This window comes from Dorea ammoniilytica (assembly GCF_025567415.1).
In the GTDB taxonomy this organism is placed as follows: Bacteria; Bacillota; Clostridia; order Lachnospirales; family Lachnospiraceae; genus Claveliimonas; species Claveliimonas ammoniilytica.
This window is the reverse complement of the sequence record NZ_JAOQJV010000017.1, coordinates 39,258-54,149: the sequence shown is the minus strand read 5'-3', so window position 1 is coordinate 54,149 and position 14,892 is coordinate 39,258. Positions and strand designations below refer to the sequence as shown.

At 41.6% G+C, this 14,892-nt stretch carries 15 protein-coding genes, 1 pseudogene and 1 other annotated feature (1 of these 17 cut by a window edge); of the genes and pseudogenes, 13 read left to right on the top strand and 3 right to left on the bottom strand.

Going from position 1 to position 14,892, the window contains the following annotated elements:
- Window positions 1–15 precede the first annotated feature (15 nt).
- On the bottom strand, window positions 16–591 hold the full coding sequence (locus tag OCV65_RS11160) for a helix-turn-helix domain-containing protein (RefSeq protein WP_262582123.1): 576 nt from the start codon (window positions 589–591) through the stop codon (window positions 16–18).
- Between the two features lie 123 nt (window positions 592–714).
- Window positions 715–975: pseudogene (locus OCV65_RS13535) on the bottom strand (HTH domain-containing protein); the annotation flags it as partial.
- A 414-nt stretch (window positions 976–1,389) separates the two neighbouring features.
- On the opposite strand from OCV65_RS13535, the gene OCV65_RS11155 reads away from it, so the two are divergent.
- The 5 genes from OCV65_RS11155 (at window position 1,390) to OCV65_RS11135 (ending at window position 4,812) form a co-directional block, all read left to right on the top strand.
- Entirely contained in the window at window positions 1,390–1,827 is a 438-nt protein-coding gene (locus OCV65_RS11155) for a PTS sugar transporter subunit IIA (RefSeq protein WP_118383127.1), read from the top strand.
- Between the two features lies 1 nt (window position 1,828).
- Window positions 1,829–2,341: a PTS sugar transporter subunit IIB gene (locus tag OCV65_RS11150; RefSeq protein ID WP_243007050.1), complete on the top strand. Its 513-nt coding sequence runs from the start codon at window positions 1,829–1,831 to the stop codon at window positions 2,339–2,341.
- 32 nt (window positions 2,342–2,373) lie between these two features.
- Window positions 2,374–3,180 (top strand): PTS mannose/fructose/sorbose/N-acetylgalactosamine transporter subunit IIC, encoded by an 807-nt coding sequence (locus tag OCV65_RS11145; RefSeq protein ID WP_118383126.1) that lies wholly within the window; start codon window positions 2,374–2,376, stop codon window positions 3,178–3,180.
- A gap of 16 nt (window positions 3,181–3,196) precedes the next feature.
- Window positions 3,197–4,039 (top strand): PTS system mannose/fructose/sorbose family transporter subunit IID, encoded by an 843-nt coding sequence (locus tag OCV65_RS11140; RefSeq protein WP_118453306.1) that lies wholly within the window; start codon window positions 3,197–3,199, stop codon window positions 4,037–4,039.
- A gap of 206 nt (window positions 4,040–4,245) precedes the next feature.
- Window positions 4,246–4,812: a DUF4428 domain-containing protein gene (locus OCV65_RS11135; RefSeq protein ID WP_118453305.1), complete on the top strand. Its 567-nt coding sequence runs from the start codon at window positions 4,246–4,248 to the stop codon at window positions 4,810–4,812.
- 70 nt (window positions 4,813–4,882) lie between these two features.
- On the opposite strand, the gene OCV65_RS11130 is transcribed toward OCV65_RS11135, so the two are convergent.
- Window positions 4,883–5,740, bottom strand: coding sequence for a PD-(D/E)XK nuclease family transposase (locus tag OCV65_RS11130; protein WP_262582122.1), 858 nt, complete (start codon window positions 5,738–5,740; stop codon window positions 4,883–4,885).
- Between the two features lie 544 nt (window positions 5,741–6,284).
- Between OCV65_RS11130 and OCV65_RS11125 the strand changes: the two genes are divergently transcribed.
- The 8 genes from OCV65_RS11125 to OCV65_RS11090 all read left to right on the top strand — a co-directional run bounded on the left by OCV65_RS11125 (window position 6,285) and on the right by OCV65_RS11090 (window position 14,550).
- The gene (locus OCV65_RS11125) at window positions 6,285–7,472 is read left to right on the top strand and encodes a MalY/PatB family protein (protein ID WP_262582121.1); all 1,188 of its coding nucleotides are present in this window, start codon (window positions 6,285–6,287) and stop codon (window positions 7,470–7,472) included.
- Window positions 7,465–8,247, top strand: a complete 783-nt coding sequence (locus OCV65_RS11120) for an ABC transporter ATP-binding protein (RefSeq protein ID WP_262582120.1) — start codon at window positions 7,465–7,467, stop codon at window positions 8,245–8,247. Before OCV65_RS11125 ends, OCV65_RS11120 begins: the two co-directional genes overlap by 8 nt.
- A gap of 148 nt (window positions 8,248–8,395) precedes the next feature.
- A complete protein-coding gene (locus OCV65_RS11115) occupies window positions 8,396–9,499 on the top strand; it encodes an ABC transporter substrate-binding protein (protein ID WP_262582119.1) in 1,104 nt (367 codons plus the stop codon).
- 23 nt (window positions 9,500–9,522) lie between these two features.
- Window positions 9,523–10,284, top strand: a complete 762-nt coding sequence (locus tag OCV65_RS11110) for an ABC transporter permease (RefSeq protein WP_118383119.1) — start codon at window positions 9,523–9,525, stop codon at window positions 10,282–10,284.
- A 112-nt stretch (window positions 10,285–10,396) separates the two neighbouring features.
- Window positions 10,397–11,260: a uroporphyrinogen decarboxylase family protein gene (locus OCV65_RS11105; protein ID WP_262582118.1), complete on the top strand. Its 864-nt coding sequence runs from the start codon at window positions 10,397–10,399 to the stop codon at window positions 11,258–11,260.
- Between the two features lie 19 nt (window positions 11,261–11,279).
- Window positions 11,280–11,930, top strand: a complete 651-nt coding sequence (locus OCV65_RS11100) for a corrinoid protein (protein ID WP_262582117.1) — start codon at window positions 11,280–11,282, stop codon at window positions 11,928–11,930.
- 12 nt (window positions 11,931–11,942) lie between these two features.
- Window positions 11,943–12,959, top strand: a complete 1,017-nt coding sequence (locus tag OCV65_RS11095) for a methylcobamide:CoM methyltransferase MtbA (RefSeq protein ID WP_330666936.1) — start codon at window positions 11,943–11,945, stop codon at window positions 12,957–12,959.
- Window positions 12,952–14,550 carry an ASKHA domain-containing protein gene (locus OCV65_RS11090; protein ID WP_262582116.1) on the top strand — a complete coding sequence of 533 codons (1,599 nt, stop codon included), beginning with the start codon at window positions 12,952–12,954 and terminating at the stop codon, window positions 14,548–14,550. Before OCV65_RS11095 ends, OCV65_RS11090 begins: the two co-directional genes overlap by 8 nt.
- 141 nt (window positions 14,551–14,691) lie before the next feature.
- Window positions 14,692–14,892, top strand: a binding site (T-box leader); it runs 12 nt beyond the window's last position.

Here is a 14,892-nt window from a genome sequence, read left to right as displayed (position 1 = left end):
TAAACGACAGCAATACTATGCTTCACTGCAGGGGGCTGCATAAGGTCGAACATTCTTGAGAATAAAGTGTAAACCAATATTGACAATATCAGTTTCTGGAATGCGTAAGAAGAATTCTTTGCCTATACGGCGGAAGATTTCTTTGGAAATCGTATATTCCGGCTCCAGATTCTCGGCAATCTCCATATCAGAGGGTTCAATAAAGAACCAGTCCTGCATACGTTCTAATGCGACATACAACTGAATAATCGCATTATTTAATGATGCTTCTGTAATTGGATGCTTGAACGAGACGAATGTTTCTACAAGTATATTTTTTATCTTTTCGATAGAAGAATTACTACCCTGTTCAGATAAAGCAGCAACGGTATTTGTGATAATCAGATTCTGATCCATCAGACAAAGGCGTTTGTTAATTTCGCTTCCATCAATAATTACTTTATTAGAACTGCGTAATAATTCCAGATTATATCTGGCAACTACCTCGGACACGCCTTTCAGGTCATTTAACAAAGTAGAACGAGATACAAATACAGCAGATTCCAGATCATAAAGTGAAATGGCACGATGTTCCTTTAATAACAGATGCAAGATCTGATTGACTCTTCCGTTTGGATAGTTCAATGTTGCAGAACTGAACTGTTGATAATAAGAGTCTTTTAATGCAGAGAAAAGGGAAGAATCCTGAATTAAGATTCTACAGCCTTTTCGCGTAGTAGACTCGAATATTACGCAATTTGTTGATTCGAGCTCGGTTTTGATTTGCCGTATATCATTTTGGATTGTGCGCAGACTACACTGATGTTTACTGGAAAAGTAGGAAGCAGTCATATAAACTTCCGGTTTTTCAAATAATTCTAGTAAAATTTCTAATTGTCGTTGGTTTAATAGCAATATTATACACCTCTCAATAGTTAAGCCCAAAGTCAAATAAATGGAATAATACAAACCACAGCTTAATATATAATAATACATATTACAGCTTATCATTAATAATATAAAGAATTATCCGAAGATATTACGAGTATTTGGCAATAACGCGAAAAAAAGTAATAGAGTAATTGCGTAAATCCATAATTAAGTAATTACTCTATTACAGTGTGGTTGTTATGAGTGAAATTGTGGAAACTGTCAGATGCATATCTGAGGGACTTGCAATTATTGTGCGAAATGACTGAAGAGGGCATTTCGCATATTGCGTAATTATGGCGAAATATATTAAGTCCGAGTCTCTTGAGAAAGATGTTATTATTGATAACAGCATAAGCCACGTTGCATATGACGACAAAGATTGTGCGTCATAACAGGTACGCTGGTTCTCTCTAAACCGTAAGCACGAGCTGGCTTGTGATGAGTAAATAGACAGATAGAGAAAGGATGAATTACACAATGGCTGATTCAAAAATTCGTGTAGTACTGGTTTCTCATGGAGAACAGTCAAAAGGAATGTTGAACACGGTACAGATGCTTCTTGGGGAGCAGACAAATATTGCTGCATATTCTTTATATCCAGAGCAGACAATTGATGATCTGACAAAGGTATTAAGAGAGGAAATTGAGAAATACGGAGCGGAAAATATTATTTTCCTGACAGAGTTGAAACATGGCTCTCCGTTCAATGCAGTCGTATCGCTCACAAGAGACTACGACGTTTATCATGTGACTGGAACCAATCTGGCAATGCTGATGACAATCGTGCTGGAACGTGATTTCGAGGGAGCAACCTGTGAGGGACTGTGTGAAGCGGCAATCAACGCAGCTGCAGACAGCTACGTGGATGTTAGAAAAATGTTAATGGATTCTGATGATGACGAGGAGGACGAATAAGATGGCAGAGATGAGAAATGTCGTATTGGCCCGTGTTGATGACCGTCTGATCCACGGAGAAGTGGTAACAGCATGGACACCAACTTTCAAAGCAAACAAAATCATTATTATTGATGATGAAGTTGCAAAGGATACTTTTAATGTACGTGTAGTAAAGGCACTGGCTCCGGCTGGTACAAAAGTAATCGTATACAATGTAGAAAAGGCAGCTGAGAAACTGATGGTTCAGGGTGTGCCTGGAGAGAGACTTCTGCTTTTAGCAAAGACTCCGACTACATACAATCGTCTGATCAAAGCGGGAGTTCCGTTGAAAGAGGTTAACCTCGGAGGAGCTGGTATCCGTGGAGAGAGACAGCCATTCATTAATAACGTAGCATTAAATCCTGAAGAAGTTCTGGCGTGTGAGGAAATGCAGAAAGCTGGCGTTAATGTATATTACCAGCTCGTTCCGGAACAGTCAGTCGTCAAGATTGATGATGCGTTAAAAAAAGCTAAAGATAACTTTGGCTTATAAAAAACTCAATAACTAAAAAGGAGAGATGAAAAATGAGTTTAGGTGTAGCGATTCTTTGTGGAATCATTTATTGGCTCGCTGAAGCAAACCTTCCATTCGTTGGACTTTGGACACTCCAGAGACCACTGGTTTGTGGATTTCTTACAGGATGTTTGCTGGGACAGCCTGTAACAGGTGCGGTTGTAGGTGCAACAATCAACCTGGTATACCTCGGATTTATTTCCGCTGGTGGATCAATGCCTGCAGATATGGCATTGGCAGGTGTACTTGGTGTTGCATACGCAATCACTGGTAACCTTGATGCAGATACAGCTCTTGCAATCGCAGTTCCGATTGGTCTGCTGGGAACAATCGTATGGTACCTGCGTATGACAATTGACTCTGTATTCGTACACATGGGAGATAAATGGGTTGCAGAAGGTAAGTTCAATAACCTGTACCTGTCAAACGTAATCCTGCCACAGATCTTCTCTGCAATTATCTGTGTAACTCCGTGTACACTGGCTGCATACTTTGGTGCTGACTACATTCAGTCATTCATCGATATGTGTGCTGGTAAGCCACTGCAGATCTTCCAGGTAATCGGTGGATTAATGCCTGCACTTGGTATTGCAATCACACTGCAGTACATCTTCAAAGGCGAGGCTCGTATCTTCCTGTTCTTAGGATTTATGATCGCAACAGTTTCTGGAATGACACTGATCGAGCAGGGTATTGTAGGTCTGATCATGGCTATCATCTACATTCAGCTTGCAGGTGGAAAGACAGCAGTAGCTGCTACAGCTGGAGCACCAGCTGATGGAGCATACGACCCGGATTATGATCCGGATGAAGACTAAGAGGAGGTAGAGCGAAATGGCAAAGAAAGAATGGAAACAGAGATTGATTCCTAAGAAAGCCCTGTTTAGAGCCTCCTTAATCTGGGAGACCTGGGTTCAGACATGTTACAACTATGAGCGTATGATGGGTATGGCATGTGCCCACACATTCCTTCCGGTAGTAAAATACTTATACCCGGATAACAAAGAAAAACAGATTGATGTAATGACTCGTGAGATGGAGTTCTTCAACGTACATCCGGAGTTTGGTTCATGTATCCTTGGTCTGGCTATTTCTCTTGAAGAGGAAAAAGCTATGGGCAACGATATTCCGAACGAATTCATTACAAACATCAAGACTTCCCTGATGGGACCTCTTGCTGGTGTTGGTGATACTATTTGGCAGGGAGTTTTGATCCCGATTCTGCTGGCTCTGTGTATTGATATTACACGTTCCGGTGATGGAAACATCTGGGGAGCAATTATTTACGCAGTACTGATGTTCTTCATTACATATATTTTCTCATATCTTAACTTTATGTTTGGATATAATGCCGGTAGTGAGGCTATCATGGACTTCCTAGAAAAAGGAATTCTGAACAAGCTTCTGAAAGCAGCTTCTATCATGGGTTGTATGGTAATGGGTGGTCTGATCGTTAACTATGTAAAAGTTAAATGTGGTATCACGATTTCTACATCAGGATCAGATTTCTCACTGCAGGAGAGCCTGTTTGACGCAGTACTTCCTAACATTCTTCCACTGGCAGCAACCATGGGTATCTATGGTCTGATGCAGAAGAAATGGACATCTATCAAGATTATTCTGTTAATCGTAGTAGTTGGTGTTGTATGTGGATTCTTCAACATTCTGGTTGCTTAATTGTAACAACGGTTTAAAGAATCAAAAGATATGAATCGAGTAGGAGTAATCCTACTCGATTTTTATCGTTATATCATGTATAATATGGTGATGCTAGTGGAGTGCAAAGCACAAAACAATCCGAAGGAATTCTATAATACGTATTGATTACAGGACTCAATAGTATAAAATGGGAATTACCTCGTTAGAAATGTCAGGAGAGAATTATGGCTGGAAATTGTGATATCTGTGGAGAGAAACTTGGATTTAGAAAATTCCATTGTCAGGATGGTGTGGTATGTAAGAAGTGCTACGCTGTAGTAAGTAATGGATTTACAGAGACCATTACAAAGAAAACACTTGCTGAACTGAAAAAAACATATGAGGCAAATGCGGTTCCGATTGATCTGGGCGAAGATGGTTTTGTAGTTACCCGTAAAATACAGTCGCTGTTACTGATCGATGAGCAGAATAAGAAGTTTTGTATTTCTGGAAATCCGACAGTTTCAAAAGAATACAGCAGACCGGAAATCTATCATTATGAAGATCTGATGGGATATATGCTGATTTGTGAGCCTGAGCTTACACCGGAAGAACTGGTACATCTGAAAGAAGATAAAAAGACGGTTAAGGTTATCAAAAAGCTGAAAGTACGCATGAAGATCAAAGGCGTAGGTATCAAGGATCTGGTGGTACTTGCCAGTCCGGTAAGATCATCAACATATGCATTCCGTAAGTCTTATCAGGTGGCGATGGATATATTGAAAGAATTGAATGCAATTAAAGAAGCATAAAGAATAAAAATGTGCTGTTATACTTGTGATTGTTTGAAATTATGAGAATAACAGCACATTTTTATTTTAACTATTTCACTGGTACACAGTCAGCAGAAAACCATTCCTGAATCATTTGGACACTGACATTCAGAGCCAGGGAAATCTGTTCCAGAGCCATTCCCATATGCTGCAGATTTTTAGCCGTTTCTTTTTGAGTATGCAGGATACCTTGAGCTTCACCAATTAAGATTCCTTCATTTCTTTCTTCTACAATCAGTTCATTTAATTTATCACACATAATATCAACTCCTTTTTGCGTTTCTTTTAGTTCTAGTACCCGTTGTGCCAGAATTTCGCTATGCATATCATGAGGATCAGAGCAATGCAGGTCGTGCATAAGTCTGCCGAGAGTAGTATCATCCTGAAATGATGAATTAACATAGATGATATGTAATTGATCGTGGCATTGCTGGCAGTTTTCTTCAATCGTTCGGTTAATGTGACAGATTGGCAAATTGCAACCAAGCGTGTCATTTTCTGTAATGAAAATGATATAGGTATCAGGTAGTTCATTAGGAACCTGACCGGTTTCCAATGTGTTGGCATCCACTAAGCTGCCGTGATAGCGGGCTCTTTTCAAAGAGGCACCGCTGTCTGCATTCTGAAATTCAATGTTATATTTTCTGCCGGAATTATCTAAGGCTATGCAATCAAGTATGGAAGAACGTCCTTGAAGATTTTTGTAGTCCGCCTGAAGGATCTGGTCTTTTAATTTCAAATTATCCTGATCCATAATGACCTTTAATATGTATTCTGTACAGGCACTGTCTTTTAGAACGTTGCGCATAAAAATATCGTCCATGATAGTGAGGTCTTTTAGAATACTCAGGTAAATTTCACGTTGTTGTAGTAGCGTGCCTGGCTGCAAGGATGTAGCTGTTGACATATAAGAAAATACCTCCGTGTATGAATGGTGAAAGCATTTTCGTTTAGAATAGTATATCATCATAAACGATGCTTTACAATGTGAAAAATGAAGATTACGGTACCTGGTGGAAACAATATAACATAACTATGTGAACTAATCAAGAACTTTATGTTGAAAAATAAAAATAATTTATGTGAATTAAACAGAAATGTAATATAAGAAAATGCTGATGATATCCATTAGGATTACCGCAAAATGATGATTTAAATGGAACATTTCTGCGCGGAGACTAATTATAATTATCTGCTGAAGTAGCGTGTGTTTATAGATGACATCTATTAATAGATGTGAAAAACCTATTATGCACACTCTCTTAAATTTGATATAATTTTTAATAGAAAGAAACAAAAGATTTTAAGTTGTCCTTCCCCCAGCTACTTACACGTATACGGACACCCAGGTGAAAATCATACATGCTATGAGAATATGGAAAAGGACAATTTTTTTGTGTCTTATTTCGGAGAATAAAAACTGAATAAAGGATGTGCAAGGAGTGGAAATGATGGAAGAACTGATATATGTAGACAGACGAAATTCTAACTGTAATAAGTGGGATGGTCAGACGGCAATGTTTGGCGAGGAAGGACTTCACGCTATGTGGGTTGCTGACATGGATTTTAAGATTCCGCAATGTGTTCAGAAAGCATTACATGATTATGTGGATTTTGGAACAGTTGGCTATTATCGGATTCCAGATGGATATTATGATGCATTTATTAACTGGGAAAAGGCACATTTTAATTTTGAAGTAAAGAGAGAATGGCTGCGTTTTGCACCAGGGGTTGTAGCAGCCTTTAACTGGATGCTTCAGATTCTGACAGAGCCAGACGATGCAGTGATCGTAATGACTCCGGTGTATTATCCATTTTTACAGGCAGTAACGAATAACGAACGTAAGCTGATCACATCGGAGCTAGTTAATGAAGATGGTGAATACACAATTGACTTTGAGGATTTTGAAAAGAAAATAATAGACAACGATGTAAAAGCGTTTATTCTGTGCTCACCACATAACCCGGTGGCAAGAGTCTGGACGAAGGAAGAACTCACAAGGATGTTTGAAATCTGTCACAGACATCATGTGTATGTAATCTCCGATGAGATTCATCAGGATTTTGTGTTTGGTGACAAAGTGCAGATACCGTCTTACCAGGCAACAGAGCATTGGGATGAAATGGTTGCAATCACAGCTCCGTCCAAGACATTTAATCTCGCAGGAGGGCAGAATTCATTCATGATCATTGCGGATGAAAAGCTTCGTGCGAGATGGGATGATTTCGCTAAGAGAATCCGTCTGATGACAGGTAATGCGTTTGGGTTTGTGGCTGCGGAGGCGGCTTACAAAGGCGGTCAGGACTGGCTTGATAAAGTAAAGAAGCAGATTGTCGATAACGATCAGTATTTGAGAGAGCTGTTTAAAGAGAACCTTCCGGAGATTGTGGTAACCCCGCTGGAAGGTACTTATCTGGTATGGATTGATCTGCGGGCATATGTGAAGCCGGAAGATACGAGAGAGTTTATACAGAAGAAATGCCGTCTGGCGGTAGACTTTGGAGACTGGTTCGGTGGTGAACAGTTTAATGGATTTATCCGCATGAATCTTGCCACTTCGAGAGAGAATGTAGAGATTGGTGCGAAGCGTATTATGGATGGGATTTTGAAAGAGAGAAAGGCTTTTATACATGAGTAGTATTAAGATTAACAACTTATCATTTGCATATGAAAGTGGCGGCAAATTAATTTTAAAAGATATTAATACGGAGATTGGAGACGGAGAATTTGTCTGCATTCTGGGACAGTCCGGATGTGGAAAAAGTACACTTCTTCGTCTGTTGGCTGGTCTTGAGACGGCAACAGAGGGCGAGATTTTGAATGATGGTGAGGTGATCGGCAACCCGAGCCTCAACAAGGGAGTGGTATTCCAGGATTACGGTCTGTTTCCGTGGATGACAGCAGGTGAAAATATCATGCTGGCATTGAAACAGAAGTTCCCGAAAAGGAATAAAAAGGAATTAAAGGAAATTGCTATCAACATGATAAAAGCTGTTGGATTGGATGAAGCAGTATATAAGAAGCTTCCGAAAGAGCTGTCTGGTGGTATGAAGCAGAGATGTGCAATCGCACAGGCATTTAGTATTGATCCGCCAATCCTGTTGATGGACGAGCCATTTGGCGCATTAGATGCGGTAACTCGTGCAAGACTTCAGGATTTGATCCGAGAACTCTGGGCACAGGAAGAAAAGAAGAAAACGGTATTTTTCGTAACACATGATGTGGATGAAGCCCTTCTACTGGCGAACCGTATTCTGGTACTTGGACAGTCACCGAGTCATATTATTTATGATGTTACGATTCCGGAAGAACAGCATCCGACTCGTGACACATTGTTTGAAAATATGGAAATGATGAAGCTGCGTATGACATTGATCAATCAGATTAACAAAGATGTAACGACGCATATTTAAAATGGTAATGCGTTAGGATGATCGGAGCTGATTTTGGTATATACAGGGACGCCTGTTATATATAATGCATTATCCGAAAACGAATGGAGTAGCTGACCATCGAACGGTAATGTGGTAGGTTTATTTAATTTTTAGAAGGAGAAAGATTATGAAGAAGAGAGTATTAGCAATGGTGTTAGCACTTGGCATGACTTTTGGACTTGCAGGATGTGCTGGCAGTGACAAAGCCGCAGACACAAACGATAAGAAAGAATCAACTGACACAGAATCTAAGGATGAACTTACAACTGTAAAATGGAACTATGGTTCAAGTGGTAACGTTCTGGTAACGATCGCAGAGGAAGAAGGATACTTTGAAGACGAAGGAATCAAGATCGAGCCGGTAGAAGCTACACAGAACATGGATGCTATGGCACTTCTTGCGGCTGGTAAGGTAGACGTAGTATCAAATGCAGGTACATCTAACCCACTTCAGCAGATCGCACAGGGTGTAGACCTTACAATCTTCGGCGGACACATGGTAGAAGGTTGTATGCCGGTTATCGCAAAAGCAGGAACAGAGTGGAACGGTATTGAGTCATTCATCGGTGAGTCTGTGGCTGTAAATCCAAGCTACTTTGCATTCACAGGTGCGGTTATGGATCTTGGATATGACAATCCTCTGGATGTAGTAGACTGGAAAGTATACTCAAGCTATGATGATGCTCTTGTTGCTGTACAGAACGGTGAAGTAAAATACGCTCTTATGGGAACACAGAACAATTATGGTATCAAAGAACTGGTAGACGCTGGCGAGATCGAAATCGTAAGTTACCAGAGTGAGATCATGGAAAACTATTCTTGCTGCCGTATGGTTGGACAGACAGAATGGGTAAATGATAATCCGGATACAGTAAAAGCTATCATCCGCGCATTACTTCGTGCTCAGTCATGGTATGAGGCTAATAAGGAAGAGGCTGTTTCTCTGCATGCTAAGAAGATTGGTCAGGATGATGACTATGTTGCAGCATACATGCTGGATGACGAGCATTACTTTGTAAACGTTGATCCACTTAAGAACAGCGTTGTACGTGCATGGGGCATTCTTGACAAGACAGGATACCTTGGTGATGACTGCCAGATCAACATTGAAGATCATATTAACACAGATCTTTATGAAGAAGCTCTGTCTGAAGCGAAAGATGCTTACGGCGATGAGGCACCGGACTTCTACGATGCACAGCAGAAATTCTTTGAAGAAAATGACAAATAGTATATTTTAGGAGAGATGGGTAAATGAAAACGATTACAGGCTTTGTAAAAAAATATTGGATTACAGCGTTGATCTTCGTCGGATTAGTGTTTACATACTACTATGTGGCAGATGTGAAGAAACTGAATCCGTATTTGTTTCCGGCAACGGAAAAGATTGTGACAGCCTTTATGTCGAACAAGCATGAGATGCTGACAAATATGTTCGCGTCATTCAGATTGCTGATCCCATCTGTGATCATTTCTCTGGTGGTAGCAGTTGTGCTTGGTACAATCATGGGAATGAATAAAAAAATTCGTGAAGTGTTGCATCCGGTAATTTATGCATTTAGTGTAATTCCATCGATTTTGTTATCGCCGTTTGTATTGTTGCTGTCACCGAGTTTGTTTTCAGCATCCGTATTTCTGGTTGTATATAATATTGTATGGGCAACATTATTTGCTACAATTACGGGAATCATGACGATCGATAAGCGTTATCTGGATAAAGCAGCTACGCTGGAACTGACAGGGGTAAAGCGCTTTGTGAAGGTAATACTGCCAGCAGCAAGCCCGTCGATTCTGGCTGGATTTGTAAATTCACTGAGAAGTTCATTTGTAATGCTCGTATTCGCTGAGATGTATGGCGGTGGTTCCGGAATGGGTTATTTTGTAAAAAAGAATTCCGAACTTGGAGTATTTGCAAATACCTGGGTTGGATTTGTATTCATGGTAATTGTATTGGTGGTTGTGATGCAGATATTTGAGAAGATAAAAGAACGTCTGCTCAAGTGGACAATCGACTAAAATATTGTGTAGGAATAAGGCGGGTGTCAGTAATGGCATCTGCCTTTGTTGTAGGAAAATGTTTCCTGGTTTGGTATAATTATTATAATTAATGCAAAAGGCGGTGGGGCTGATGATATCAGATTTTCGTTGTACATTTGATAATGCAATCGGTATTTCTCCGGAGATTACAAACGATTTGAAGCTGTCCTTTCCGGATGCTTATATGCATGCGGATACTATGGCGAAAATCGCACATGCTATGAAGCAAAAAGAAGGAGCAGCTTTTTGCATGCTTCCGTTCTGCCATACAGTTGAGGGAGAAGCGATGGGTGGCATTGTCAACATGGGAGATGGTAATTTGGGTCTGCGGGCAAAGGAATACTGTTGTACCTCTGCGACAGAATTACTGGAACTTCCGGAAATTGATTATTCGAAAGGCCGGATTTATGAGGTGCTTGAAGCGTGTCAGAGACTTCGGGAAGAGGGAGAGCATGTGGCATTGATGATCTCCGGACCATTTACGATATTCAATGTATTGATTGATCCGAAATATGTCTTTAAGGCAATGCGCAAACAGCCGGAACTTATGCAGGATATATTCCAAAGGATAGAAAGAGAATTACTAACCTATATTAAAATTGCTGTTGAGTATGGTGTGGATATGATCAGCTATGCAGATTCATCGGGTGGGGTGAATATTCTCGGACCGAAGATGGCAGAACAGGTAGTGATGGATTTTACGTATGACTTTTTGAAAAAGGCCGTAGAGTTGTTGAATGGAAAAGCAATGCTGTTATTGTGCCCGAAGACTACGCTTGCGTTGATCGGCACAGAGAAAGCCTGTTATGTGGATCATGAATTGCCGGAAGCGATGCGTTACGGCGAAGCTTGTATATCATTGATCGGACAAGTACCAGTGGCAGGACAGATGTGTATTAAGAATATTGATTATCAATTGGAAAATAAAAAGTTCAGAGAAATCAGGCTTTATTAAGCAGAGGGAGGAAAAGCTTATGAGCACAAAGGAAGAACTGTTAAAACGTCTTTCAGAGGGTGTGTTGGAAATGGAGGAAGACGATGTGGCGGAGGCTGCACAGGAATATATCGATGCGGGGTATCCGGCACTGGATGCTATCAACCTGGGGTTGATCGATGGAATGAATCAGGCCAGTGAACTGTTTGAAGAAGAGGAATATTTTGTGACAGACCTGCTTCTTTGCTCAGATGCCATGTATGCGGGAATTAATGTGCTCCGTCCATATTTGCCGGAAGAAAAGAATGATGTTAAGCATAAATGTGTGATTGGAGTTGTGGAAGGAGATACTCACGATATTGGCAAGAACCTGGTCAAGATTATGTTGGAAACAGCAGGTTTTGAAATGATCGATCTTGGCAGGGATGTTCCGCTGCAGAAGTTCGTGGATACCGCGAAGGAAAAAGAAGCGGAATTGATCTGCCTGTCTACGCTGATGACGACGACCATGCCTGGAATGGAAGAAATTATTCATCTGCTGGAAAAGGAAGGACTCCGTGACAAAGTCAAAGTTATGATAGGAGGCGGACCGGTTTCGCAGAATTATGCGGATAAGATTGGTGCAGATGGATATTCGACGACAGCTGTAGAAGCGGTTAAATTAGCGAAACGTCTGTTGGCAATTGCATAAGAGGGAATAAAAGTGAATCCAAAGAAACGATTAAAAATGAGCCTGAACGGAGAGCGTGTAGATCGTCCGCCGTGTATCTGTCCGGGTGGAATGATGAATATGGTTACGGCAGAGTTGATGGAGCGGGTGGGAATCTATCTTCCTGAGGCGCATACGGATGCCAGGAAAATGGCGGATCTTGCGAAAGCAGTATATGAGCAGGGCTGTTTCGAAAACTGTGGTGTTCCATTCTGCATGACTATTGAAGCGGAAGAAATGGGAGCGAGGGTAGATCTTGGTTCTCAGATATATGAACCGCATGTGATAAAATATGCGATTGATTCAGTATCTGATTATGAGAAACTGTCGGGGATCGATCTGACAAAAGGTCGCGCGAAAGTAGTGCTGGATGCAATCAGAATATTGAAAGAAGAAGTGAAAGATATGCCGATCATTGGTAATCTCACAGGACCGATCAGTACGGCGAGTTCAGTTATTGAACCAGTCGTATTTTATAAAGAACTGCGCAAAAAAAATGCAGAGGCACATGCGTATATGAATTTTGTGACCGAGCAGCTGATCGCATTTGGCAGGGCGCAGGTGGAAGCGGGGGCAGATGTCATTACAATCGCTGATCCGAGCGGTACCGGAGAGATTCTCGGACCACGATTTTTTAAAGAGTTTGCAGTGAGGTATATTAATCAACTACTGGACGGACTGGCAGATCTGCATGTGGAGACGATCGTGCACATTTGCGGACACATGAAGAATGTATACAAAGAAGTAAATGAAGTGCACAGCAATGCATTGAGTTTCGATTCGGCGGTGCCGATGATGGATGCGAGAAAGAATCTGGCTGACCGTGTGCTGATGGGAAATGTCAGTACCTATACGTTAGAGTTTGGCAGTGAAGAAGCAGTCAGGAGACTGGCTGGGAACTGCATAAAATGTGGCTCCGATATTGTGTCACCTGCGTGTGGACTCGGCATGAGTTCCCCACTTCGCAATATTCAGGCACTGCTTTCAAGTGTGGAGGAATCTGATGGCTAGAATTGAGATCGTAAATGACGGAACGGTCAGAGAGTGTGCAGAAGGTGCGAATCTGCTGGCAGAATTACTGCGGGCAGGTGCATTTGTGGATAACCCATGCAATGGAACCGGTGTATGTGGAAAATGCAAAGTGCGAATTGTGGATGGAGAGGTGTCGAAAGTATCTGCGACAGAACAGAAATTACTCAGCCGAGAGGAGTTGGCGCAGGGTATCCGTCTGGCATGTATGACATGTGTTTCCGGTGATATTCAGGTTGAATTGCTGCAAAAAGAACGGAAGCATAAAGTCCTTACAGAAGGATATGTTCCGGAATTTGCCCGTGATGAGCATGACGAAGGATACGGTGTTGCGATTGATATCGGAACGACAACAGTTGTTACGTCGCTGGTAGAACTGGCGAGCGGAAGAGAGATTACATCCGCATCTATGATCAATGCGCAGAAGCATTTTGGATTGGATGTGCTGACACGGATCACTTATGAATATGAACATGCAGAAGAGGGCATTGAACAACTCAGATGTGCAATCGTGGATTCTGTAAATGATATGCTTGTACAGGTGTGCAGGGACGAAGGAATTTCAACAGAAGAGATTCTGGAAATAGATATAGCAGCTAACTGTACCATGATGCATATGTTGTTGGGAACGGACGCCAGAAGTATCGGGCGTTCCCCATATCAGCCGGCGTTTTTAGGAGCACAGAAGCGCAGTGCCGGTGAGATCGGTCTGCGCGCTGGTATGGATAACAGTGCGCTGGTATATTGTCTGCCGCAGGTATCTGCGTTTATCGGCGCGGATATTGTGGCAGGAGCCTATGTATGTGAATTGGAAAAACAGAATGGGAATGTTTTGTTTATTGATATAGGAACAAACGGAGAGATCGTTTTGTCACAGAAGGGCAGATTATTATGTTGTTCCTGTGCGGCAGGACCGGCACTGGAAGGTATGAATATCAGTTGTGGAATGCGGGCGGCAGAAGGTGCTATCGAAGATGTGAAGATCACAGAGCATGGAGTAGAGTTTACCTGTATCGATGGAAAAGAACCGGTGGGTATCTGCGGAAGTGGAATTCTGGCAGTGCTGAAAGAACTGATCCGGACAGGACTTGTCAGAAAAAATGGCGCATTTGTCAAAAAAGAAAATATTCCAGAAGAAGATTACCGTTATCCGATGATACGCATGAACGGAAAAAAGAGAGAGTTCCTGATATGCGAGGCACCGGAACTGGTGGTGACACAAGGAGACATCAGACAGGTACAGCTTGCAAAAGGTGCGATTCTGTCAGGTTTTCTGGCGTTGTTAAATAAAGCTGGGATTCGTATGGAAGAACTGGATAAAGTGATGATCGCAGGACAGTTTGGCGCACATCTGCCGGCTGAATCATTAACGGGAACAGGTATTCTGCCAAAAGAGGTGGAGGATAAAATTATCTATGTGGGTAATTCATCCAAGACCGGTGCATATATGACATTACTCTCTGAACAGGTGAAGGAAGAGATGGAAGGGCTCGCTGAACGAATGGAATATATTGAACTTGCGGAGACGGAGGATTATGAGAAGTTATTTGCCGAGAGTATGCGGTTTGTATAGCCAGAGTTCGCATTTTCTAAGCAGATGGTAAGGATTAAAGGGGCAAACTAATCCTCACTTCACCCCTTGACAAACATCTGACTTTCTATTAAAATTACGTTTAACGAAAATATCTGCCGGTAATGATAGTTACAGAAAGCAGAGTTGGTGTTGAAAAGGACTAGTAATCGTGAGGACGTTCCACAGAGAAGAGATTGTTAGCTGAGAGATCTCCGAACCGAGAGACGGTGAACCTGCCTTGGAGCCTCTGTATGAAAGTACAGCGTATGCATTGGCGTTAACGATGTGAAGAGAGAACTGCAATTACATATGCAGTTAATTAGGGTGGTACCGCCGAATGTT